Source organism: Mycetohabitans sp. B2 (assembly GCF_021733735.1).
Lineage (GTDB): Bacteria > Pseudomonadota > Gammaproteobacteria > Burkholderiales > Burkholderiaceae > Mycetohabitans > Mycetohabitans rhizoxinica.
Map to the genome: position 1 here is coordinate 1 of NZ_JAHKSP010000049.1, position 23,666 is coordinate 23,666.

Genomic DNA, 23,666 nt, shown 5'->3' on the forward strand with positions numbered 1-23,666 from the left:
CAATGGGAGAGCGCAGAAACTGAAATGAAGGCCTTCTTTGAGCGAAACCGATTCGATCAGGTCACCCGCGATGAGATCGCTGAACTCACGGAACTATTGTTGGTTCCATATGTATCAAACTAACCTAGCCCGCGGCGACGACGCATAGCAGCGATTGAAGGCGCGTAATCCCGACACGGCGTCGCTCGCGGCACAATACCCAAACATCGCCGCGCCGGCGTCGCAGCGGAGTACACGCGACTGGCAATCGCCGCTCGGATCGACTCGGTCGCCGTGCACGATGCCTGCGATGGCGCCGGGCACGAACGGTGAGCTGGCCGAGTCACTGGCCGCTGCCCGCGCCGCATGAGCCGCGCAGGTCAACATGATCGGCGAATGTCAAGACGCCCACCGCGATGATGCGAAGGGCCGATCCAGGATATCTATGCGCTCTCGCCACTGCAAGATGACCCCTTGTTTCCCCTCTCTGCTGGCCAGCGACCTGACGCCAGGTCAAAACCCGCGGCTTTCGCATTGAGCCGGGCGAGATCGAGGCGTGCCTGGCTGCGCACCTTAAGGTGCGCGATGCGGTGGTGCTGACGGTGCTCGATACCACGCCAAACCATGCCTACCAGGATGACGAGAGTCCTTCGCGTAGTTTTGTGCGCGGTTGGGATTTTTTGTCAAGATGCAGTTGCTGCCATTACATCGAGTCGTTATCATCCGTGGTTCGATTTTGAGTCCGGCGCGCCAATGGACGTGCGTGGGCGTGCAACCGGGGAGCTGTGGAAGAAAATAGCCTTTCATATTACTTTCGGTTTATTACTTTAGCGTTGTCCCGGCCCGGCTTGAACTGGCCACAACAAACGAAAACGACGCATGTCGCCAAGGTAGCATGCGTCATATTGTGTGATGGCAGCAACCGCAAATCTTGCGTCCTGGTTAATCGTGACCGTCGCCGCCATGGCGGCGTTTTATGCTGTGATCGCCGCGGCGGTATCGCTGCGCGGGCGTCGCCCCCCGCATCCGGCACAGCTGAATGTGCCAGGCGTGCCGCTTGCGCCGGTCAGCGTGCTCAAGCCGCTATGTGGACTAGAGCCGCGGCTGTTTGAAAATCTCGCGACATTCTGCGAGCAGGATCATCCGTGCTTCGAATTGCTTTGCGGCGTCCACTCCCCGAACGATCCGGCGATTGCGGTCGTCGAGCGGCTGCAAGCGGCTTATCCGACATGCGACATCCGACTGGTTGTCGATCCGCATGTGCATGGCAGCAATCTGAAGGTCAGCAATCTGATTAACCTGGCTACACGTGCCCGCTACGATACGATTGTCCTTGCCGACAGCGATATCGCGGTGCAGCCGCATTACCTGGCCTCGGTGTGTGCGCCGCTGGCCGATCCGGCTGTGGGCGTGGTCACGTGTCTGTACCGGGCGCACGGTGTCGGTCCGTGGTGGACGCGGCTCGGCGCGATGTTCGTCAACGACTGGTTCGCGCCGTCGGTGCGGGTCGCGCATGCCGGCGGATCGACCCGCTTTGGTTTCGGCTCGACGCTGGCGCTGCGGCGCCAGACCCTTGATACAATTGGCGGCTTCCAGCGGTTGAAGAACTGCCTCGCAGACGATTACTGGCTGGCCGAGCACGCGCGCGAAACCGGGCTGGCGACAGTACTGTCCGACATCACGGTGTCCACCGACGTCGCGGAGTCGCATTTCGGTGCGCTGTGGCGGCGTGAAACGCGTTGGTTGCGCACGATCCGCTCGATCAATCCGTTCGGTTTCGGCTTCCTGTTTGTCACGTTCACGTCGCCATGGCTGATCGCGGCTGCGGCACTCGCACTGGCCCAGCCTGCGTCCCAGACGTTGTTGGGCGGTGTGGCCGCGGCGCTGGCCGGCATCGGCTTGCTCGCGCGACTGGTGTTGCATTGGCGTGGCATCGACATCACTGGTGAGTTGGATCGGGACCACGACGCGCGCGCCGTGCGCCCCTTCCTGCGCGATTTGCCACTGGTGCCATTGCGGGACATGTTGCTGTTGGGCCAATGGCTAACCGCTGCGGTCGGCTCGCACGTAGACTGGCGCGGCTCTCGCGTGCCGCTGGTCGGCACGCCATTGCCGCCGCGCAACCGTGAGTCGCTGTAGCGGTATGCGTCCCGACCGATCAAGGTCACGGCTTTTTGGGGAACGGGGTGCGGCGTTCATCGCACATTGCGGAGCATTCGACTAAATGAAGACCCTTTTCTTGCAGGCTCCGTCGTTTGACGGTTTTGACGGCGGCGCCGGATCACGATATCAGGCCAAGCGCGAAATACGTTCATTCTGGTACCCGACATGGCTCGCGCAGCCCGCCGCGATGGTGCCGGGCAGCCGCGTGCTCGACGCGCCGGCTGACGGCCTATCGGTCGAGGCGACGCTTGATATCGCGCAAGGCTACGATCTGGTCGTGATCCACACGAGCACGCCGTCGTTCCCGACCGACGCGCTGTTTGCGCAAAAGCTCAAGGAGCGCAAGCCGTCGGTGATGATCGGCATGGTTGGCGCGAAAGTGGCGGTCGATCCGCATGGCTCGCTCGGCGCGAGTGCGGCGATCGACTGGGTCGGCCGCGAGGAGTTCGACTATACGTGCAAGGAAGTGGCCGAGGGCCGGCCATTGAAGGACGTCACTGGCCTGTCGTATCGGCTGGCCGATGGCTCGATCGAGCACAATCCGCCGCGGCCGATGATCGAGAACATGGACGCGTTGCCGTTCGTGGCGCCTGTCTACAAGCGCGACCTGAAGATCGACAACTATTTCATCGGCTACTTGAAGCATCCGTACGTGTCGATCTATACCGGCCGTGGCTGCCGCTCGCGCTGCACGTTTTGCCTGTGGCCGCAAACGGTCGGTGGACATCGCTATCGGGTACGCTCGGTCGAGAACGTGTTAGAAGAAGTGAAGTGGATCCGCGACAACATGCCTGAAGTCAAGGAGATCATGTTCGATGACGACACGTTCACCGACTTCAAGCCGCGCGTGGAGGCAATCGCGCGCGGGCTCGGCAAGCTCGGTGTCACATGGTCGTGCAATGCGAAGGCGAACGTGCCGTATTCGACGCTGAAGATCATGAAGGAGAACGGCCTGCGGCTGTTGCTAGTCGGCTACGAGTCTGGCGACGATCAGATCTTGCTGAACATCAAGAAGGGATTGCGCACGGATATCGCTCGCCGTTTCAGTGAAGACTGCCGCAAGCTCGGCATCAAGATTCACGGCACGTTCATCCTTGGCCTGCCCGGGGAAACGCGCGAGACGATTCAAAAAACCATTGCGTATGCGAAGGAAATCAATCCGCATACGATCCAGGTGTCGCTGGCCGCGCCGTATCCTGGGACGACGCTGTATAAGCAGGCCGTTGAGAACGGTTGGCTAGAGGAAAACAAGGTCATCAACCTGGTCAGCCACGAGGGCGTGCAGTTGGCGGCGATCGGCTACCCGCACTTGTCGCGCGAGGACATCTATCACGGCCTCGAGGAGTTCTATAAGCGGTTCTATTTCCGGCCGTCAAAGATCTGGGAGATCGTGCGGGAGATGCTGACGAGCTGGGAAATGATGAAGCGCCGGCTGCGCGAAGGGGTCGAGTTCTTCCGCTTCCTGCGAGCCCACGAGGCGTGACCCAGTCGCCGGCTCGCGCATTGATCGTCACCGCCGACGATTTCGGGCTGCATCCGCGCGTGAACGAGGCGGTTGAGCGCGCGCATCGCGATGGCATTCTGAGTGCGGCGAGCTTGATGGTGGCCGCGCCAGCCGCGCGCGATGCGCTCGAGCGCGCGCGCCGGATGCCGTCGCTGCGTGTCGGCTTGCATCTGGTGCTGGCCGACGGCAATGCGATGCTGCCGCGTGAGCGTATCGCGTCCCTGGTCGATGCACGCGGCCGGTTTGGCGATGCGATGGCTCGTGATGGGGCTCGGTTTTTTTTCCTGCCGCCTGTGCGCCGGCAGCTGGCCCGCGAGATTCGCGCGCAGTTCGATGCGTTCGCTGCAACCGGCTTGACGCTAGACCACGTCAATACGCACAAGCATTTCCACCTGCACCCGACCGTCTTGTCGCTGATCGTTGAAATCGGTCGCGACTACGGCATGCACGCGATGCGGCTGCCGCGAGAGGTTGACGCGCCGTTGCTGCTGCGGCCGTGGATTGCGCTGGTCAAGTCGCGGCTGCGGCGTGCCGGGATTGCGCACAACGACTACGTCGTGGGCATGGCCCGCAGTGGCCAGATGGACGAGGCCGCGCTGCTCGCGGCTGTCGCGCATCTGCCGCCCGGGGTCGGCGAGATCTATCTGCATCCGGCCGTGCCGGGCGAGGGGGCCATCACGTCGTCGATGCGCGATTACCGCCATGCGGACGAACTCGATGCACTGTTGTCGCCGCGTGTTGCCGCGGCGCTGGCAGCGGCGAACGTGCGGCGCGGCGGTTTTCGCGATGTGCTGCCGGCCCGGCCCCGCGCGAATCGCGAGGCGCTCGCATGAAGCTGCTGCGCGCACTGAGCTGGCCCTTGGGCATCGCGATCTTCGTCGCGCTGCTGTGGCACGAGGGTGTGCATGACGTGAAGCAGCCGCTATCGCAGGCGGGATTTGCGTTGTTATGGCTGGTGCCGTTTCACGTCGTGCCGCTTGCATTCGATGCGCAAGCATGGCGAATCCTGTTGGAGCGGCGCGCGTCGCTGCCGTTCCTGACCTGGGCGGCGACCGTACGTGAAGCCGTGTCTCGAATGCTGCCGTCCGCGGGCATTGGCGGTGAACTGGTCGGTATCCGGCTGGCTGCGTGGCGCGTCAACGATTCGAGCTTGGTGGCCGCGTCGGTGGTGGTCGAGGTGCTGACCACGATCGCGGTCCAGTACGTGTTTTCGGCGCTGGGCATCGTGCTGATCTTCCTGCAGGCTTCGCACCGCGGTTCGTTGACCCCGATTGTCGTCGGCCTTGTGTTGTCGTTGCCGATACCGTTCGTGTGCGCGGTGTTGTTGCGACGCGGTGGCTTATTCGACAAGCTCGACCGTTTCGCGAAACGATTGTTCGGGGCCGGTCACCGGTTGCTGGCCGGCGTCGATGGCGCTGCATTGGATCGCTGCATCAACGCGATGCTCACGCGTGCGGCGACGTTGGCGTCAGCGTTCGCTTGGCAACTGGCCGGCTACATAATCGGCGCGCTGGAAACGTATTGGGCATTGGCACTGCTTGGCCATCCTGTATCGATCGGCGCGGCGCTGGCCATCGAGGCGCTGACTCAGGCGGTACGCCACGCGGCGTTCATCGTGCCGGCCGGTCTCGGTGTGCAAGAGGCGGCGGTGCTCGTGCTGGCGCAGATGTTGGGGGTCGATGCGGCGACCGCGATGTCGCTGGCGGTGACCAAGCGCATGCGCGAGGTCGTGTTCAGCGGCCTGGCGCTCGCGTCATGGCAGCTTGCGGAGTTCTGGCGTGCACACCGGGCTATTGGCGAGCCATGGCGCCGTCGTTGGCGGGTGCAGCGACGCCTGCGACTGCGGGCGCGCCGTACTGCCGCGGCTTCCGTGCCGTTGGGGCGTCGCTGACGCGAGCCGTGTTAGCGGCACAATGCGCTGTGCTCGGCCGGTTTGACGTCGCGCTCGATCGCCTGCAGGTGCCAGCGGCCGTCCGCGGGCTCACCGCTGCGGGTGCTGACCCAGGCCGCGGCGCCATGTTCGATTGCGGCGCGCACGCCGCGCCCAAAGCGCAAGCCGTGCAGCGTGCACAGCGGGGCGTTTTCCTCGGGGCTGCACAGCAGCATTGTGTCGTCCTCGTCGTGCCGTCGTCCCCGCGATGGCAGATCGATGCCACTGTGCAATTCACGCGACCAGACACGCTCATCAATATCAGGCCACAATACCGCGAAGTCGTCGCGAGCCTGCGGATCGCTACCGTTAACTAGGATTGTCAAGTGCATCATGTGCTCCTCGCGATTGGCGGGGACACCATCTGATCTCAACCGTGACCGGCGAACCAGCGTAACCGACGTGATAGGGGCGCGGCCTCAGCCACGCTGTATCGCGCGTGCCGCTTTGCGGCATTGCTGGAAGCGCAAGTAGCCGCTACGCAACAAGATCTCGTTGGAATCCGAAACTTGAAGCACGTTGCGCGCGGCATGCTCGATCGCCGAACGGTGCTGGTCGAACGCCGCCAACAGGTCGCCCGGATTAGGCGACTGCGCACCAAAATGGTCCTCGAGTGCTTCTGCCGAGATCGAGCAATCGACTTGTCGGTCATCGACCTTCGCGGTGAACCCCACGGTCAGATTCCAGCCGCGGAATTCCGGCGGGGTATTGACGAAAGTGATCTCCATGAAAGGCTCCCACGTGGCGCGGATGGAGGTGGTGCGCACGGCCGCGCGACGGCGCATCACCCGGGGCTGGGCGCTCTGCCGGCCCCTATTTGAATGATCGTAGCTGCTGGCGCGCGAAAAGCAAGAAAATCAATAACGGGTGCCCAGTGTTTGTGCACCTATTTTCCATGGTTGTAGCCCCACCGGTAGTGACCCCTGGCCCAATGGTATCCCGGCGCGGGAGCGCCTGGCACCACCTCGACGACGAGGGCTGGTTGCGGCGGGTGCGTGGGCTCCACCACGCACGCGGCCAGCGCGGCGGGTACAGCTGCGGCGAGCGTGAGCGCGCGCAGGTGCGGAATTGCTGGACATGGCATGCTCCATTCGAATGCTCCTGTGGGTTCGTCGGGGCGCCGGCGCAATGACGGCGCCTTTGCGTAGAGCAACGGCCCACGGCGACCATGCGTGGGCATCATGGCCGTATGCAAACGCCTGAAGTTGTAACAGGCGGATTGCGCTGATGCGGCACGCTGACGCGCGAGCGTGACGCAGGCATGCGCCCCACATCCCAGAGGTGAGCGCATTCGGGACAAGAGTGTAGGATTTCAATGTGGCGCAGCGGCGGGCGCCACAAAGGTGAGGTTTTTCGGGAGTGGCGTGCAACGCGCACCCGGTCAAGCTATCCCGGCCCGATCCATCGCGTGCCAGCGACCGCAGTGCGCGGCGCACGCCGGCCTCGGGCATCCAGTCGATGCGGCATCGAGCCGCAGCCGGGTGTCAACATGTTCGCACTGGTTTCAAGCGATTGTCGCGCGATCCATAGCGGATCGATCGCACGATCCAGGCGCGGGCCGATGTCCATGAGCGACAGCGGCGCGGCGCGCGACGATACGTAGAAGCCGGATCCGCGTGGAGCAGTGATCGTGCGTGCGCGACGAGCCGGTCGTACGCGTCCCCAATCGTTGGTTTGGGCACCTGCAGGGTGTGGGCCATCACGCGAATCGACGGTAGGCGCTTTGCTGCCATGACATGACCTCAATATCGGGTATGCCGCGCATGCTGTCTCCTGCATGGGTGATGCCGGTTAACGATCCATTGGCAGCGGAGCAACGTTAAGGGCGGGTGACGCACTGGTCGAAAAGACGTTTATACGGATTCACCACAAGGGGGGCGTGCTGACCAGGCGATCACGTATATGGCCCATCGTTCGAGCGGTCTCTAACCTATCTCGCAAAGAAGTCGATTATACGCTGTCGCCATCCTGTGACGCAGTGCCGCAGGACTATTGGTCGCGTCTTCTGTATCGTTGTCTTGACAACTATTAGTAGTATGTTAATTAGGGTATCTAATTAATAATCATAGTCTTGCCGAGACTTCGCGAAGACAGCGCTTAGATCGCCATCCTGGCTATTAATTTACGTGTGCGGACCTAACCTGATTGGGCACTGACTGAGGGTGTTAAATAGATGCGCGTTGCATTTCCGCCAAGTCAGATGCCTTTATTTGACAGTTCAATTAGTGAGGCTCCCCATGCAAGTCAATACGATCAGTCCAGGCTCGGCGCAGGTGGATTCCTTGTCGTTTCACAATGAGCTGAATACAGGTAGTGAAGTCGCGGGACAGCGGCAGGCACGTGCCGGTTCAAAGCCAGAGGGCGTGCTGGCTGAACTGCCTGCGCTCGCATGCCGCACGTCGATGGCAAGGCGCAGAAATGTGACGAGCCAGGCCGCCTGTTTTGCCCAGCATCCTGAAGCGAAGTATTATCCCCCCGTGGTGCAACAAATCAGTGGCCTATTGGAGAAACAGAACATCGGCATATCGGATCGCGCGCATGATGGGGTTATTGCGAATATGGAAGGGTTGCGCTCTGGTACGCAAACCCATACGGGGGCGCATCTGGTCGAAAGCAGGGTATTCGGACGCGATGCCATTGAACATTTCAAATCGGGTGAGACGTACCTTGCTGTGGTAAATTGTGTTGGCTCTCTAATCAATGGCGTGGCGTCGATGACAGTCGGACCGGCGCATGATTTCGACGATGCTCGACGGTCGTCGGATCCCCAGCGGGCCGCACGTGCGTATGCCAGTATCGCTTGGGACTTCGAAACACTGCCGTCGCCGACACCGCGCGATTGACGTGGACCATCGCGGACGTCATAGGTGACCAATATGTCCGGCTACGCTCCCGTGGCGCCGCACGCTGCTGGTTGGCCATGTTCCGGATGCCGCAGACGGGCCGGCCCGGTGCGGCATCCATGGTTGCAGATGGCCACGGCCGGCCCCACATCGGCATCCGCCAGTTGGATATCCAAGCCGTCAATTTTTGTGAAGGATCGGTGACCTGACCTCCAACAATCTATCGGCCAGCCACACCACATCATCCGGCATCCTGACATGACTTCGGAGGCGTTTGGTGACATGTGGCGCATGCTTGAGCGTGGCTGTCAATGGAGCGGTCTGGTTAAGAGCCGTTGCAAGAACGGCGACGATGACTGGGTGCTGGACAGCGTCACGCCGGTCATCGGACTGGGCGAATGGTCGGCTACCTTAGCGTGCGCGCGAAGAGGTCGCGTACGCGAGCAGCTTCGCATTGGTCACCACCGGATCGAGCACGAAGCCGTATCCGGCGGCGTGCATGGCGGGCTGCCATCAAGTTGAGCGCTTGCACGACTTCCGGGCAGTTTTGGCAGGACAGCGAAAAATACGTTTCAAACCGGTAGTCTCCGTCCAATTCACGGATCTGCTGAATCAGTGCATCGTCGAGCTTCAATGGGTGTCCGCCGGTCTGCAGCAGCGCAAGTACCAGCGACGTGAACTCGTGGCCGAGCGGGACGCCCGCAAAGCGGATGCCGTTGAGCTTGCCCGGCTCGCCAATCGAGAACGACGGCTTGCGCGGTTCCTCGTCGCGCCGCACGTTGACACGGATGTGGTCGGACAGCGACGCAATATCGTCGAGCGACGCGAGCAGTTCGCGCGACTTGTCGCTGTCGTCGACCGATGCGACGATGTCGATTGGCCGACTAACCTTTTCCAGGTACGCTTTGAGTTGATGCTTCAGGGTTGTGTCGAGCATGTCAGTGCCAGTTGGGTACGATTGGGGGGCGCGGCGCCTTCGGGGTGACGGCGTCGCGCGTCATGCGACGCCTTGCGTCAGATCTTTCCGATCAGGTCCAGCGACGGCTTGAGCGTTTGCGCGCCGGGGGACCATTTCGCAGCGCAGACTTCGCTTGGATGCGCAGCGACATACTGGGCCGCTTGCACCTTGCGCAACAATTCACCGGCGTCGCGGCCGATGCCATTGTCATGGATTTCGCATAACTTGATCTCGCCTGCCGGATTGACGACGAATGTGCCCCGCAGCGCCATGCCTTCCTCTTCGACGAGCACGTCGAAGTGACGCGAGATCGCTTGCGTCGGGTCGCCGATCATGGGGTAGGCGATTTTGCCGATCGTGTCTGACGTGTCGTGCCACGCTTTATGTGTGAAATGCGTGTCGGTTGATACATTGTAGATCTCGACACCGAGTTGCTGGAACTCAGCGTACCGGTCCGCTAGATCGCCAAGCTCGGTCGGGCAGACGAAGGTGAAATCGGCCGGGTAGAAGACGATCACCGACCACTTGTCCTTAAGCGTCTGGTTGCTGACCGGTACGAATTGACCGTTGCGATAAGCGGTCGCGTTGAACGGCTTGATCCGGCTGTTGATGATCGACATTCGGTCTTCCTGATTGTAGGGCTTTGATCCAGGACGCTAGTATGTCGTTGGTATGATATTAGGTAAATTTGATTGGATTTATGGATCCAATTTACATTTCCTATGCAATGGCGGACACGAATGTCACGTTGCCCACTGCGGGATCACCTTGCCGCGCAATGCTTGGGCTGCCTCCTGTCGCGGGCAGCGGCGCGACGAAGGCATCGACCAGGCGCTGCCGGAGCCATGCGCTTGTGGGCTACACATGCCGCAGCGGTTCGCAATTGGCTTAAGGCGGCGCTGGGTGATACGATCTATGCTGTGCGACGCCGGCTATAATTCGTGTACGAGCCTCAGAAAGCCGCCGCTTCTTTACGTTCTAATTCTGGCCGCCCTACTTGATCGCAGCATAAGGACGATATCTACCGTATGACGCCGCAGAGTAAAAATGAATTGTTTAGGACTGACTATTCGGAGTAAGCTTCCTTAACTATCATCGACCTTTTGGCTTTAAATTTATATGTTAGGTGTTGTCCAGTGTTCTTGTGCAAGCTAAGTGAGCCAACTTCTCCTAACATCTTCACCAACACATGGCCTCGTTTATAGCTTAGAAGGGCAAGTCCTTGTCCGTATGTCATTCCGGTGTCATAATAATTAAATTTGCCATGACTATTTGACCCGATTCGCTCCACTTCTGAGCCAGGCTTTCCATTGTATACAATTAAACTTGATTTGTGTGCGTCGGCAAAATCAGAAAGTAAATTATTGTCAAACGGTTCAATGTCGGATTCCGGTTTTTGCCACTCCTTGATGGAATATTTAAAATCTTCTGATGACATTAAAATCGACTCCACACCCTGTATTGATGTTTTCCAATCTTCGCTAGGTGTGGATATGCCAGCATGATAAGCATAAAATGCACGTTCTTGAACGGAAAACATCATGGTGCATCCGCTTAACCCTCCGCTGGAAACAAGGATAGGATGGCCATTTTCAATTTGGCTAAAATCAATTCTTATCGCAGCTGTTCCTGCAGTGGCATTGGCGATTGAAATCACTTCAGTATTAAATTTTAATTTATTAGGCCCCCAATAAGAACCTTGTGTAATGCCAGCATTGGAATCATACGATGTAATTTGGCTTCCATTCCCAACACCGAGTACTTCTCTTTTTTGCTGTTCCGTGGCGCTTAATATTTGGGTGGGACCGAAGGACTCAGGTTTCGCCCTGCCTGGAATCGTACTTTCACGGCGTAAGAACTGGAAAGGTATGCGAGCTTCGCTCTCGCTTGCCAAGTTAATGATCCCTTTGTTCAATAGCGGTGTTGTGTGACCTGACTGCACTCGATTCGCAACACTATATATAGGCATCAAGCCGCTTTTATCGGTTAGCACGATCGGGTTGTTTTCTACCATTCGATAGAGGTTGAGGCCACCCACTGTACCAATCGGATCGGGGTTGAGCCATCTTCCAAGCCACGACATGTAATAACGGTAACCGTAGTTATATAGACCGGTCAAATCGCGTTCCTTGCCGGAATAGTGGATGAACTTGTATTTGGCTTCACTCTGATTCTTAGCACTTGAAACAGAGGTGCCCCCAAACGGATAGTATTCTTCCCGCGTCAGCACATTAGCTGCGCTGTCCAACTCGAGCGTCACCGATCCATTTGCATCGTCCAGGCTGTAACGCAACTGGTCATTGTGGATTTCTGCCGGTTGGCCCTTATCCCAATGCAGGATGCGAACTTGGGTACGCCCGATGTTTCCTGTATGGATAACTTTTAAGTCCTCCGTGACTTTAGGGGCGGCCTCATCGTCTAACGTGATGATTTCGCTTTTTCTGATTTCCAACCCGGGCAGATAAATGACCGTGGTACGCTTTTGATTTTGCTTTTCATCCGCGTAAAAAATCGTCGTCTTCCGTACCCGTATGCCACGTGCATCATATTGATACACTTCCCGGTCGTTGAGTGCCGGTGTGTCGCGCTCAAGCAGCACAACTTGATACAGCTGGTTGCGTCCATTCCACATCAGTGGCTGCATGGAGTCCGGTTGCAATTGCAGGCTGTTGCCACACGCATCAAAGTACCGCCCATCGATATCCGCTGGTTTCAGGCTGCCTGCCTGATTCTGCATGACCGCATGATTACTTGTGTCCGACACCACGATTGAGCGTGTATAAGTACTTGCGCCCTGGTGCTGGATTTGCGTCAGGTTGCCGCCCCGATCATAGTGATACTGCCGTGTGTAGTTTGTCAGCAATGAATCATCCTGCGGTAATGGAACGATCGGCTGTAATACCGCGGGTACTTGGCTACCTGCATTGGCATTTTCGCGACCGCTCACTTGAATCAGTTGATAGAGCGCATCGTAGCGATAGGTGTTGAAGGCGTTGATTTGTTGGTTACGATAGTAGCTGACCGGCTGCGTAGCTTCCTCGCTACCAATGATGTTGCCAACAGGATCATACGTGTAGCGGATCGCTTGCAAACATGCCTCACGCGGCTGGCCTTGGCGATTGATACACGAGCGCTGCGCGACAATGCTGATCAGCCGCTGGCTTTGCGGTTCATAGCCATAGGTGGTCGTCACAGCATTGCCAGCGGTTTCCTTCTGCACCTGACCCGCGGCATTGTAGTCAATGGATGCTAGTAGCGTTTGAGCGGTGCTGTTCACTGGTCTTAGGCTAACCGAGGCCTGCCGGCCGGCGACATCGTACGCTGTTTGCTGCACATTACCCGCCGCATCGGTTTGGGTCAGCGGCATTCCCATCGCGTTATAGGTCCAGCACGTCGTGTAGCAGTGCGTATTATCCAGTTGGCCAGAGGTGGGCTGACTCCAGTCGGGATCCTTTTCCGCGTGCAACAGCAGTTGGCGGGTCTGAGTTTGCGGCTGGCCGGTCAGTGTCATCGCTGACGTTGTCAACTGTCCGGCAGTATCGAGCTGTTTGTTCATTACACCGCACAGATTAGCTGATTGCGCATCTTCCCGGGTTAATGTGCTGTCGTTGTCGCCATAGGTCAGAATGGTTAGTCCAACCGGCGCTGTCTGGCTAACTGGCTGCTCGGTGATTTGCGTGAGCCGGCTCAGCTTATCGTACTGGCTACACGTTACTGTGCCGCGTGCATCACGCTGCCAAACCGGCTGTCCATTAACATCAAAGAGTCTCCAGTGTGTTCCAGCGTCAACGCTATCGGTACGTAGCGCCCGACCAGCCAAATCAGAGTGGTAGTGAACGTTGTTGAGTGGCACGTCGTGCATGCTGGACGGCTGGCTTCCTAAGCGTGGATCAGTTCGGTTAAGCACAAATCCCGCCATACTATATACAACGGTTGTAATGCGCTCATCCATGTCGCTGCCCACCGTAGTACGGTTGTATTGGAGTGTGCGAACGGTTAAGCCCCGATTGTTGGCGACAGTGATCGTTGGCGTGCCATTATATAGCGTCTTATTCATAGTGTGGACCGTATAAAGTATATCTTCGCATTCCTGAAATAGAATATCAGATTTATATTGAAGATCTTCGGCCGCTATATCGATTCGCGATAACTCCGTTGCGAACCTCAGCTAAAAAATTATATCTTTCTGTAGATGATGAAGAGGCACTGCCGACAAAATCGATAGAAATAATCCCAGGATTATTGCCTGAAGTCACGAGGCTTTCGACTGCATTCGCCACAATTCCATGATTTTTCGATGCCAGATGCTTAAGCCCCCTAGAAATAAAAGGTGGCTTTTTGATGCTAATTCCTGGCATATTGGTTTGTGTTATAACAATTTTTCCATTGGGTGCTGTTTGACCAAAATTCGCAATATGAGAAGCCATTGATTTGCCACTGAGAGTATTTCCCCACTTCGTGTGCACACTCGAGCTATAATCCCAAACAAAATCTTTAATATTCTCATGCACGCCTTGCGCTTCTTTAGTCAACACGGCGATATTCCTTCCAGTGTGTACAGATTCACCAACCGTGACATCCCCCAGGGTTCTATTGCTAAAATGGGCAGGCGTAATAAGCCTATCAGCATATCTGTCCGTCACTCGCGAGAGAAAGACATTTTTAGCGTCTACAGCATCCTCTTCTTTGAAATGAAATTTCAATATATACAAAGATCCTGAGTCTTGTGCTGCATGGTCAAGGAGTGCGTAGATTTCAGAGAGTGCATCGCCCGGGGTATTGCTCAGGCCATGAAAGAATGCATACTGATATCTGGAAAAAGATTTAGTGGCAGGCCGGATATCAAAATACTGAACACCAGCCTGGGCTTGCTCGACGAGGCTCAACTCTTGAGTTCTAAAAAGGCCTTTTAACCAGGATCCTATGGAGGTTAGTCCATCATTATACTTATACGTTCCTGCATCGTGGGAACCTAGCATGGCAATATCCGATATTCTGGTGTCGCCAGGCATATTGCTATTTCTATTGACTGGCGCGCGGCCGTTGGGGTCGGACAATCCAACAGGATTATTTCTAACCATCCGATAAAGATTGAGCCCATCTATCGTACCGGCCGGATCGACACTGAGCCAGCGGGCCACCCAAGGTTGGTAGTAGCGGTATCCGTAATAATATAGGCCAGTGGCATCACGCTCCTTATTCGAATAGCGCACGCTCTTGTAGTCCGCTTCGACTGCACTACGTGCGGTCCACACCGCGGTGCCACCAAATGGGTAGTATTCTTCCCGGCTGCATAACTCGCCGGCCGCATCGAGTTCTAGCACACTGCTGCCGATCAGATCGTCAACGCTGTAGCGTACTTGATTGTTGGTCATTCCCGACGGCGGCGCCGTTGTCCAATGCATCACGCGCACCGAGAGCTGCCCCGTGACTTGTAGACGGATAAGCTGCACATTTTCCGTTTCTGTGCCCCCAGTATAAGTCGTACGGCATTCCAATCCCGGCAAGTACAGTACTCGGCGCACTTGTATGGTGTTTGCGCTTTGCTGCTCATTGACTTTTAGCACACGCATGCCGCCACTGTCGTAGCGATACCATTCCCGGTCATCTTGACCGCTGTCCCGGCGGACCGGTGTGACTTGACACAACGCGCCACGATGATTCCAATCCAGCGCTTGCCCCGGCATAAGCGTGCACTGATGGCCGGCGACATCGAATAGTGTATCGACCTGATCGGGTGTTAATCCATGCCGTGCCAGTACCGCTCGGTTACTGCGGTTGGACACCGTGATGTCGACTGTGTAGCTATTGCTCGTGGCGGGCGCGCTGTGGCCAATTTGTGTTAAGTTGCCCGCACGATCATACCTATAGTGACGGGTGTAGCCAGTGTAGATACTGTCGTCGGTGACCAGCGGAACCAGCGCGCTGGGTAATTGCGTACCTTGTTGGCCCCGGCTGGCGGTTTCACGGCCGGTTGCGCTCACGAGCTGATAGAGCGCGTCGTAGGTGTAAGTCTGCTGTGGCTCGACTTTCTGGTTACGCCAAAAAGAGGAGGATTGTGCGTTGTCGCACACATTGAGCACGTTGCCCACTGGGTCGTAGGTATAACGCAGGTCCTGCAGTAGCGTGGCACGACTATTCTGAGCCAGACGGGCCGTGGCAATCCGCACGCGCCGCTGAGTTTGCGGCTCGTATTCGTAAGCAGTGAGCATGCCGTTACCCGCTTGCTCGCTTAGCACCTGCCCCGCTGCATTGTAGTTGATCGCGCTCAACAGGGTCTGATTGGCCCCGCCGGCTAACATCAGGCTGTGTTTGGTAAGCCTCCCGGCAACATCGTAGCACCGATGCTGCTGATGGCCGGCCGCGTCGGTCTGTGTCAGCCACTGATCCACCGCATCATAGTCCCAACGGGTCATATAGACGGACGCATCAAGCAAATCCTGCCATGCTTGTTCGTCTTGGCCGGCCCAATCGGCATCATGTTCGGCATTGGCGAGTAACTGACGCGATTGGCACAATGCTTGGCCGGCTAGAGAGAACGAGGCAGAGCTCAGCCGACCGACTGTATCGTAGTGGCGGACACACTGGCCGCGCAGATTATTGTCTTCGGGATGCACCTCGGCCTCGCCATAAAAGAAAGCATCACGCGTTGCAGGCGCCGCTTCGCTGACAGCTTGCTCTTGGACGGTCAGCACACGGCCGAGTGGATCATAGTTCCGGGTGGTTACAGTGCCGCAAGCATCATGCTGCCAGTAGACACGATCTTCCACATCATGGAGGCTGAGGGTGGTGCCTGCATCAACGCTTGCCGTGCGCAACACGCGGCCGCTCAGCGCGTGCACGGACTCAAAGTTGGGCGCAAGGCCTGTAGCAAACAGCCGGGGATCGATACGGCTCACTGCAAAGCCAGCGGGGCCAAACACAGTGCGTTCGATACGTTCATCGAGCGGATCCGTCGCCGTGCTGCGGTTGTAATACAGTGTGCGTACAGGCAGCGCACGATTGTCCGTTACCACCAACGTGGGCGTGCCAAACGCAGGATTGTTCAAGTTTGTCATGGCGGTTTATTGATTTCTATTAGCAATTTGGGTATCAGTCCAGTAGACGATTTGCCGGTCATTCACCTTTTAGGTGTCTCCTTGCCACGTATCGTTCTCATCCTCGGCTACCGTAAACCACGGGTAATAGCCGGTTCGGCGCAGGTAGCCTTTGGCGGTCAGCACCTGGATTTCACGCCCTGTCGCATCGTAATAGTGCGTGTCGGCGTAGCCGCAACTGCGCATTGCCTTGTCTGCGACATAGCGCCAGTCATTGATGAAGTAAGGCTGATAGCTGCGCACCGGCTGACCTTTGTTGTCGTACTCCACCTTGCCTGAAACGGCCCAACGAGTTGAGGCAGTCGCGCTCACCGGCTTACCGGTGCTATCCACAACGATTTCGCCTTGTGCATCACGTTGCCATGCATCGCCTGGCGGTACTTTCTGCACGGCTTGAAGCGTGCGGCCTAGCCCATCGAAATAGGCGAGGTTGACCCCAACCTGCTGTGCTGTGTCATTCGCGTAACGGTCTGCCGTGAGTGTGACAAAGTGCACTGGCATGCGAATCAGCGCGGTAATCAGCGACCGCACTTGGTCGGGAATGCCAGCGATGGACACACTGCTGGCTGCCCACGCATGACCCGCAGCTAGCACCTGACCTTGGGCCGTGATGAAGCGTTGCGATTGCAGCGTATTCCACACCGCTGCGGGATCATCCGGTGCCTTGATCACCGCTCTTAACGCCGCTTCGGTAAGCTGCCCCATCCAGCTAAAGGTATCAATCACGCTAAAATTGGCAACCACTTGTGGTTGGGTACCCGCCTGCTCGATCGCTTGTTCGACGGTCAAGCCCGCCGCAGAAAACGCACTCACAGGCGAGAAGCCTACCTTTTGCCCTTGTTCAGTGCCATAAAAACTGCTGGCGACAACACGCCCTAGTGCATCAAGCTTCACCTCGTGGGTATTCGCATTGATATCTACGATTTGCCAGGGCACTAAAAAGCGATAGTCGTAGGCTGCGGTGATTTGATTGTTCAACGCGTCCGTGGTACGCGTCAACGCGCAATAATCATCATCGTAATCATAGGTCACTGGGCCGGTGAGCTTCGTCGGTTGCACGCTCTTTGGACGATAGAATCCATCAGCGCCCAGATAAACCGTGTAGCCGCGCGGCGCAACCCAAACTTGGGGCTCAGGGCCATTGGGCGGTAACAAGCGTTCGGCTTGTTGATAACCGGCGCTGGTCAGCCATTTCGCTCGTGCCTCGGTATCCAGCACGCCGTCGTAAGCGGCCAGCGCAGTGTCATCGAATTCGGCGGTCTCTACGTGATCGACCAGAGCGGTCAGTGCCGGCAGTGAATCCACATAGACGGTTTTCTGTTGTCCGGTATAGGTACGCGGTTGGCTGGCGCCCAGCAGGCCGCTAGTTTGGATTAATGCTTCATAGTTGAGTCCGCCCGCCGGCGCTGCGCTGGCTGGATAGATCAGCACGTTAGTGCGTTGCTGGCTGGGCAGTCCCAGGCGCCATGCTTGCGTGGCATCCAGGTGAATCGGCTGTGCGCGCGTTTCGCTCAGATGCAGGTTTTGCTGTTGGTCGTCATAGCTGCTGGCCCAACTCGTCGCGGGCAAGGTGTCCGGATAAGGATTCATCCCAGTCTTGGGACGCCGCGGATATGCGATCGTGACTTGCCAGCCCAAGTTGCCATACTGATCCCGCTGCAACACGACTTGCTGATTGACGACCGGATCGACGGCAATGCGCTCGTAGTGGTAACTGACCTGCTCCAGCATGCCGGGCAACGCAATAAGGTCCGCGTTGCCCGCGCGGGCTTGCACTTGCCGCACTTGGTAGCGCCACGTGCTCACACTGTAGGGCACTTGCTGTGCACTACCCTCCAGGCCATATACTTCTTGCCGCAATGTCTGCCCTTTGAGCGCCCGGAATAGCCACCAGCGGATCGTGTCATTGGGTGCGTCCAGTGCGGTGTCTTGTTGTGTCGCGCTGTCAAAGCGGGTCAGACGGGTCGGTAGCAGCGTCACGGCGCCCGCATCCCGATACGGCGTGCCTGCTAACGCGTGTTCATCGTTCTCGCGCCCGGTGTGATACCAGGTCTTAGTCAGCAAAGGCGGTGCCAGCGGCACACTGGGAGTATGGGCCATAGGGTCCGCCTTTGTCTCCGCCACGATGTTTGGCGTGTCTTGCACGGTCACAAGGCCAAAACCGCGGAATTCACGCTCCACGCCATCATAGACGCCATGATGATAGCCATACTGATGGCTCACGGTGTTACCGGTGATTTCGTCAAACGTGCTTACTTGCGCGAGCGTGTGAATGGGCATTGGCAACGAGGAGCTCGCGTCGTTGCCGGCTTGCTTGTCATCCAGCCAGTATTGCGCCGAACTCCGGTAAGCTAGTTCGGTCTGCGCGCCCCTATTGTTGTTCAGCGTCGTGAGCAAATACGGCTTGGCGCGCGCGAAATCGAGCCGCCAGTGCGTTGGCGTCATATGCGGATAGGTAATGACAAGACTCGCGACACCCAAGCCTTGCAAATCAGCGAAGCTGACCTGGCACAACCGGTCGAATGTCAGATTGCCGAGCAGCGGGAGTGTCACAGGCGCAGCAAAACCGTTACCCGACTGGTTTAAGTACACCGTCAAACTGTCGTGATTGAAGTAAATCAGATCACTCGCACCGCTGCCATCCAGGTCGGCTAAAAAGACCTGATCGGGATTGAACGTCTCGTACGCTAGGTTCAGCGTGGCCAGTGTGATCGGTTTGCCGAACCGGCCGCGCCCGAGATTAGGCCAGCAGGTCACGCCGTCGTAGCGCACCCGCACCAGATGGGGCTGGCCTGAGCCGAGCACATCGCTAAAAGCGATCAGCTCGTGCGCTGCTCGTCCTGCGACTGGCAACGCAATGCCGTTATCTTGCGCAACGTCCTCAGCACGCGAAAATCCATCACGGCAATTCATGTATAAGCGCACGCTATTGGGGCCAATCAATGCCAAATCGGATAGGCCTGTGCCGACCAGATCGGCCAACTGCGCTTGTGGATGAAAGAACTCCGGCGGCAATGCCGCAAACGGCATGAAGTTCGACCAGGTTTTGTCTTCCCGCAATGTGAAATAACCGTTTAAACCCGGCTGCGTGACCAGCCAATCGAGACGGCCATCGCCGTTGAAGTCCATCAACATTGGGCGCGCCGGCTGCATTGACGGTACGGCAGGCAATGGCTGCCAGGCGCCGTATTCGACGCTGTCACCGCCTTGCTGGCCTCGTATCGGCGCACGGTAACGCCAGTCGCTGCCAGCACGATAGAGCACACCGGGGAGTCCCTCACCATACAGGTCCACGAGTTGATAGCGCTGGCCGTCATTGAGGCCCGCTAGCCCCTCGAACACTTGATAACCCGCTGGCAGCGTACCCAGAGAAAAACCGCTGTAGCCGAGCTCTAGCGGTGGCAGGCTTTGCAACGTGCTATCCGCTTCATAGGCAAGCGACTGCGCAAGCGTGAGCAGACTGAATACTGGGGATTGATGGTATGTGAGCAGCAAGCGGCTGATGAGGGTGTCCGGCGCGTTCAGCTGCTGCGGGAAATGATGAAATAGCAATACCTGCCGGCACAACCGATGGGTGCGAAACTCAAAGCCATACTGATAATGCGAAAAGCTGTCCGCGCGGACAGGCCATGTGCCGCTTGCAGCATAGGGCGGAGCGCTTTGGCTGTCACCTCCCCGTTCTCCATAGTCAAACACTAGGCTAAACAGCCAATCGCAGTCACTCGCATCATCGGTATCCCACAGATACAAGTCGGCTGCCGCGGTGCGATTGCCGTATGCTACCTGAATCAAGTAGCGGTTGACCTGATGGTCACGACCGGCTTCGTTACCGCTTAGATTCACATTGTCTGTGTTTTCTGAGCGATACTGGTAATAAATATGTTCACCCAGCGGGTTAACCGATTCCTCGATCCGCCACTCGGCAATCTGGGTCGTATTGGCGGGATTTGCAATCCGCCCGGCTGGGGTTTTACCCAGGCAGTGCAGTTGACCGTCGGCGCCGTGAATTAGCCAGAATGCATCACCGGGCTGCGTGCCTTGCCAATACTCGATCCGATCGAATGCGCGTTCTACACGTGGAAAATAACGCGTTACCTGATAGGTGGTGTTAAGCGTTTTGCTGCCATATTGATGAACGGATGCGGTAATGGGCTGGCCGTGCGCATCCCGTTCGCTGACCAGTACCTCGCCGTCGGGGCCAAGAAACTCGTCTTGTGGGCCGCCATCGTAGCGCGGCACGCCGTGACGCGTGCGGCGCTGGATGAGTAGAAGATTCAGTTGCCAACCCAGGCCAAACGGACCGTTGCCGGCGCCGCTGCTGTAGGTAAGCGTCAATGCCGGTGCATAGCCGCGACCGGTCGAGATCGGCAACGGCAACGTTAGCATTGCTGTCCCGGTGGGGCCGCTCGGATTCAGTGACTCGCCTAGGCCTTGAATCGCCCCTCCTCCTTTGGGTAGCGATGGCGCGGTAAGCGTAACAGTAGAAGAGAGTGTGTCGTGCATCATCCCAACCCTTATGAGCCGGCATCCTGGCGCGTCGGCACATTAAGCATCCTGATGAGAAAGCAATCCCGAGGCTCCTGCCGCCTTTAAGCATCGGGATTTTTCCAAGTTCTGTTACGGAACGCGCGGAGCCGGCGCCGCGCTTCGGTCAGCCTAATTTGCGAGTGCGCAGGCCGCCCTCCGCTCCGCCAGTCTTGCTCTTGGCCACCAGTGGATCAAGCCAACGGCTTAGGCCTGGCATGCTCGGATGCTGTCCCGGGCAGGACTCGGTCGGTAGGCGAATCTTCTTGGACACTTGGCAGCCGCACAGGGTACAGACCTTGTTGCCGGTGCGATGACCAAGCTCGTCACGGATGGGCCGGGCCGGCAGCAGCTTTTGCACCAGCTTGTTGGGTTCGCCTAGGTTCGGGCAAGCGACACAGGCTGCCTCGCGGCGGGCAATGGTTTCGTCGTCGGCTACGGTAAAACCTGCCTTCCCCCAGTTGACCATAGCTTTGGCAGCGCGGCTGATCAATTGTGCATTGGTCACCTCGCCCGCGGAATCGAAGTCGCAGTTGCGAGGATCCATCAGTAGCGGTTCAAGGAAGCCGATTACGTTGCGAGATGTAATCAGCGCAGCCGCATAGGAGGGATCGCTAATGGCCCGCTGAAAAGCGCCGACTGGTACCGGCTCGGGCCAGCCAATTACCTGAGCCAGCCGAGTGCGCAGGTCGTCAATGGTGTCGGTTTCCTTGATGTCGAGAAATGCCTTGATCATAGATTGACCTTTGTTTGTCTTGTGGGCGATGGATGGCCGACGGTGTGGGCCGTCGGCCGCCTTGCGCTTAACTAGTTAGTGGTAAAGACTGCAGTGTTTTTACCAGGCATTAATGGTTGCTGCTCGATCGACAGGACCCCCCCTACAGTCAGCGTGTACTCTGTTTGAGCCGCTAGGTCAGCAGTCACCACCACGGTCGTCGGATCAGTTGGTGACACCTGAGCTGAATAGGCACTTGCCAGCGGCTCGAGGGCGTAGTTACCCAACTCGCTGGCGGTGGTTGAGTCAACCGGTAAACTGAATGTCACTGTAAAAGTGCCGTGCGGTTGGCCAGTTTGGCCGGATGCTGTGCTAACCTCGAGGGCCGGGTCGGGCGGACCACCGGCGCAATGAGGCAGCGGCAGCAGGTTGAACGCTGCTTGCATGGCTTGGATTCGGCAATCACACGAGACGTTCATGCAGGTATCGCTGCCGCCCTTGTTAGCGTCAGTGATATAGGAGAACAGTTCGGTGATCTGGTCAATGCCTTTGGCCATAATCGGCGCCGCTTGCACTCCAATCCATACCTCGGGCAGCACGCCGGCGATGCCATAGCTGGCGACGCCCAGACAACTGAAGCCAAGATTGTTGTGCGGCGGACCACCGGTGGTGGCGCCTACCATGGTGGCGATGACAGCGGCCAGGCCCTCGAACTTCAGGCATTCCAGTCGGCCCATGCCGCCGGTCATTAACACCCGAAGGCGGCCATATTCCTCAAAGATGTACGCGTTCGGCATCAAATTGCGTTCATCGTAGAAGAAATCGATATGGGGGTAGAACGCGTTGAATAGCTTGAATTGATAGTTGATCAGTTCCTTACCCGCCTGCGATGCTGGCGAATAGGTGGGAGCGTAACGAGCAATGTCCCAGGCTTGGTCCGGGTTGAGAAAAGCGAAGGCATTTTCAGGCACATAGGCCGAGTGGATTGAATCATAAGGTTCGAATTCCTCAATGGCTGGCTGGGCAGCATCGATGGCTGCCTTGCTGAGGTGAGTGACGTTGGCACGGAAATCTGTGTAATCCAGGTTGGGATAGGCATCCTTGTAAGCCTGGGTGCCGAACTCGGGCAGCTTGTCCATATCCTTGACCGTTGACAAGCCAGACACTGACAAGTCAGCCATTGCTGAGGTGCATACAGCGATTTGGAGCGCCCAGTCTCCGCATACTACACCCTTGGCCAAAATCAGATGGCCACTTACCGACTTGGCCGGGCCAATGCTGGTGGCGATGTGGTGCATGCCCTTCTTAAACACGCCGACCTCGAGGGAAATCAACGGCTTGGTGCTGCCGTCAGCGGTCAACAGCAGGTGCTTGCCCGGCACCAGCGCAGCGGCTTGGATTAGGCCTTCTGGAGTAAGGAACAACTGGGTGCGGTTCACCAACAGGTAGTCGGTATTGGGGGGCGAACCGAAAGTGACTTTCAGCATAGTGTTGTGAGCACCTTGATCCCCAGCGCCGGCGCTGAACTTTACTGGCCGCTGGCTCCACGACTTCAGCGAGACGTCGTCAGCGACGTAGACCGGGTCACCGATCTGAAAGTCGACGATCGCCTTGTACGTGTCCTGGGCAAAGGCTACCGGAGTGTTATTGGCAAAACAGCCACAGCAGCAATAACAACCTAGGGATATGATTGGCACGGGACTGGTGGCGCTGTATGAGCAGCAATTGGGCGGGGGGTTGCTGCCTGAGCAGCCGTTGGGATAGGGTTGTTTGCAATTGCAGTATGCTTCCGAGTAGTCATGGACTATTGAGGCGTCGCAGTGGTTTGTGTCACACATTGTGCCGCCTAGCTTCTGAATGTTCTGCAGGCATTCAGCGTACCACCAAGGTTGGTCTTGAACTGTGCTCATGCATACCTCCTAGGAAAGTGGGTTTGAGAAAAACGTCGTCATA

General features: G+C 57.7%; 15 protein-coding genes and 1 pseudogene. 6 read left to right on the forward strand and 10 right to left on the reverse strand.

The window, feature by feature from the left end:
- Positions 1-891: 891 nt before the first annotated feature.
- From hpnI to KPG66_RS12395, 4 genes are all read left to right on the forward strand, one after another.
- Positions 892-2,118 carry a bacteriohopanetetrol glucosamine biosynthesis glycosyltransferase HpnI gene (gene hpnI / locus KPG66_RS12380; RefSeq protein ID WP_237071035.1) on the forward strand — a complete coding sequence of 409 codons (1,227 nt, stop codon included), beginning with the start codon at positions 892-894 and terminating at the stop codon, positions 2,116-2,118.
- 85 nt (positions 2,119-2,203) lie between these two features.
- Positions 2,204-3,625, forward strand: a complete 1,422-nt coding sequence (gene hpnJ / locus KPG66_RS12385) for a hopanoid biosynthesis associated radical SAM protein HpnJ (protein WP_237071036.1) — start codon at positions 2,204-2,206, stop codon at positions 3,623-3,625.
- A complete protein-coding gene (hpnK, locus tag KPG66_RS12390) occupies positions 3,622-4,479 on the forward strand; it encodes a hopanoid biosynthesis-associated protein HpnK (protein ID WP_013428742.1) in 858 nt (285 codons plus the stop codon). The genes hpnJ and hpnK overlap by 4 nt, the downstream gene beginning before the upstream one ends.
- Complete coding sequence (locus KPG66_RS12395) at positions 4,476-5,537, forward strand: lysylphosphatidylglycerol synthase domain-containing protein (RefSeq protein WP_013428741.1); 1,062 nt, start codon at positions 4,476-4,478, stop codon at positions 5,535-5,537. Before hpnK ends, KPG66_RS12395 begins: the two co-directional genes overlap by 4 nt.
- 11 nt (positions 5,538-5,548) lie before the next feature.
- Here the strand turns inward: KPG66_RS12395 and KPG66_RS12400 are convergent, their stop codons facing one another.
- The 3 genes from KPG66_RS12400 to KPG66_RS12410 all read right to left on the reverse strand — a co-directional run bounded on the left by KPG66_RS12400 (position 5,549) and on the right by KPG66_RS12410 (position 6,660).
- Positions 5,549-5,908 (reverse strand): DUF3564 domain-containing protein, encoded by a 360-nt coding sequence (locus tag KPG66_RS12400; protein WP_041755028.1) that lies wholly within the window; start codon positions 5,906-5,908, stop codon positions 5,549-5,551.
- 87 nt (positions 5,909-5,995) lie between these two features.
- The gene (locus KPG66_RS12405; protein WP_237071037.1) at positions 5,996-6,304 is read right to left on the reverse strand and encodes a DUF1488 domain-containing protein; all 309 of its coding nucleotides are present in this window, start codon (positions 6,302-6,304) and stop codon (positions 5,996-5,998) included.
- A gap of 158 nt (positions 6,305-6,462) precedes the next feature.
- Positions 6,463-6,660, reverse strand: coding sequence for a hypothetical protein (locus tag KPG66_RS12410; protein ID WP_237071038.1), 198 nt, complete (start codon positions 6,658-6,660; stop codon positions 6,463-6,465).
- A gap of 1,153 nt (positions 6,661-7,813) precedes the next feature.
- Between KPG66_RS12410 and KPG66_RS12415 the strand changes: the two genes are divergently transcribed.
- On the forward strand, positions 7,814-8,419 hold the full coding sequence (locus KPG66_RS12415; protein WP_232509382.1) for a hypothetical protein: 606 nt from the start codon (positions 7,814-7,816) through the stop codon (positions 8,417-8,419).
- Between the two features lie 282 nt (positions 8,420-8,701).
- Positions 8,702-8,941: a hypothetical protein gene (locus tag KPG66_RS17760; protein ID WP_336886358.1), complete on the forward strand. Its 240-nt coding sequence runs from the start codon at positions 8,702-8,704 to the stop codon at positions 8,939-8,941.
- On the opposite strand, the pseudogene KPG66_RS12420 reads toward KPG66_RS17760, so the two are convergent.
- The 7 genes and pseudogenes from KPG66_RS12420 to KPG66_RS12450 all read right to left on the reverse strand — a co-directional run.
- Positions 8,913-9,356, reverse strand: a pseudogene (locus KPG66_RS12420) (alkyl hydroperoxide reductase subunit F); the annotation flags it as partial. The gene KPG66_RS17760 and the pseudogene KPG66_RS12420 overlap by 29 nt on opposite strands.
- A gap of 77 nt (positions 9,357-9,433) precedes the next feature.
- Entirely contained in the window at positions 9,434-9,997 is a 564-nt protein-coding gene (ahpC, locus tag KPG66_RS12425; RefSeq protein ID WP_237071039.1) for an alkyl hydroperoxide reductase subunit C, read from the reverse strand.
- Between the two features lie 446 nt (positions 9,998-10,443).
- Positions 10,444-13,434 (reverse strand): RHS repeat-associated core domain-containing protein, encoded by a 2,991-nt coding sequence (locus KPG66_RS12430; protein ID WP_237071040.1) that lies wholly within the window; start codon positions 13,432-13,434, stop codon positions 10,444-10,446.
- A gap of 52 nt (positions 13,435-13,486) precedes the next feature.
- Positions 13,487-16,435 carry an RHS repeat-associated core domain-containing protein gene (locus KPG66_RS12435; RefSeq protein WP_237071041.1) on the reverse strand — a complete coding sequence of 983 codons (2,949 nt, stop codon included), beginning with the start codon at positions 16,433-16,435 and terminating at the stop codon, positions 13,487-13,489.
- 69 nt (positions 16,436-16,504) lie between these two features.
- Positions 16,505-20,977 carry a SpvB/TcaC N-terminal domain-containing protein gene (locus KPG66_RS12440; RefSeq protein ID WP_237071042.1) on the reverse strand — a complete coding sequence of 1,491 codons (4,473 nt, stop codon included), beginning with the start codon at positions 20,975-20,977 and terminating at the stop codon, positions 16,505-16,507.
- A 148-nt stretch (positions 20,978-21,125) separates the two neighbouring features.
- Entirely contained in the window at positions 21,126-21,734 is a 609-nt protein-coding gene (locus KPG66_RS12445; protein WP_237071043.1) for a hypothetical protein, read from the reverse strand.
- Positions 21,735-21,805: 71 nt separating this feature from the next.
- Entirely contained in the window at positions 21,806-23,410 is a 1,605-nt protein-coding gene (locus tag KPG66_RS12450) for a hypothetical protein (protein WP_237071044.1), read from the reverse strand.
- Positions 23,411-23,666 lie beyond the last annotated feature (256 nt).

Excerpts from the sequence above, each read along its gene's own strand:
- KPG66_RS12440 (WP_237071042.1), bottom strand. The coding sequence starts at position 20,977 with ATGCACGACACACTCTCTTCTACTGTTACGCTTACCGCGCCATCGCTA.
- KPG66_RS12395 (WP_013428741.1), top strand. The coding sequence starts at position 4,476 with ATGAAGCTGCTGCGCGCACTGAGCTGGCCCTTGGGCATCGCGATCTTC.
- KPG66_RS17760 (WP_336886358.1), top strand. The coding sequence starts at position 8,702 with ATGTGGCGCATGCTTGAGCGTGGCTGTCAATGGAGCGGTCTGGTTAAG.
- ahpC (WP_237071039.1), bottom strand. The coding sequence starts at position 9,997 with ATGTCGATCATCAACAGCCGGATCAAGCCGTTCAACGCGACCGCTTAT.
- KPG66_RS12415 (WP_232509382.1), top strand. The coding sequence starts at position 7,814 with ATGCAAGTCAATACGATCAGTCCAGGCTCGGCGCAGGTGGATTCCTTG.
- KPG66_RS12405 (WP_237071037.1), bottom strand. The coding sequence starts at position 6,304 with ATGGAGATCACTTTCGTCAATACCCCGCCGGAATTCCGCGGCTGGAAT.
- KPG66_RS12430 (WP_237071040.1), bottom strand. The coding sequence starts at position 13,434 with ATGAATAAGACGCTATATAATGGCACGCCAACGATCACTGTCGCCAAC.
- KPG66_RS12410 (WP_237071038.1), bottom strand. The coding sequence starts at position 6,660 with ATGCCATGTCCAGCAATTCCGCACCTGCGCGCGCTCACGCTCGCCGCA.
- KPG66_RS12400 (WP_041755028.1), bottom strand. The coding sequence starts at position 5,908 with ATGCACTTGACAATCCTAGTTAACGGTAGCGATCCGCAGGCTCGCGAC.
- KPG66_RS12435 (WP_237071041.1), bottom strand. The coding sequence starts at position 16,435 with ATGACAAACTTGAACAATCCTGCGTTTGGCACGCCCACGTTGGTGGTA.
- hpnI (WP_237071035.1), top strand. The coding sequence starts at position 892 with ATGGCAGCAACCGCAAATCTTGCGTCCTGGTTAATCGTGACCGTCGCC.
- hpnJ (WP_237071036.1), top strand. The coding sequence starts at position 2,204 with ATGAAGACCCTTTTCTTGCAGGCTCCGTCGTTTGACGGTTTTGACGGC.
- KPG66_RS12445 (WP_237071043.1), bottom strand. The coding sequence starts at position 21,734 with ATGATCAAGGCATTTCTCGACATCAAGGAAACCGACACCATTGACGAC.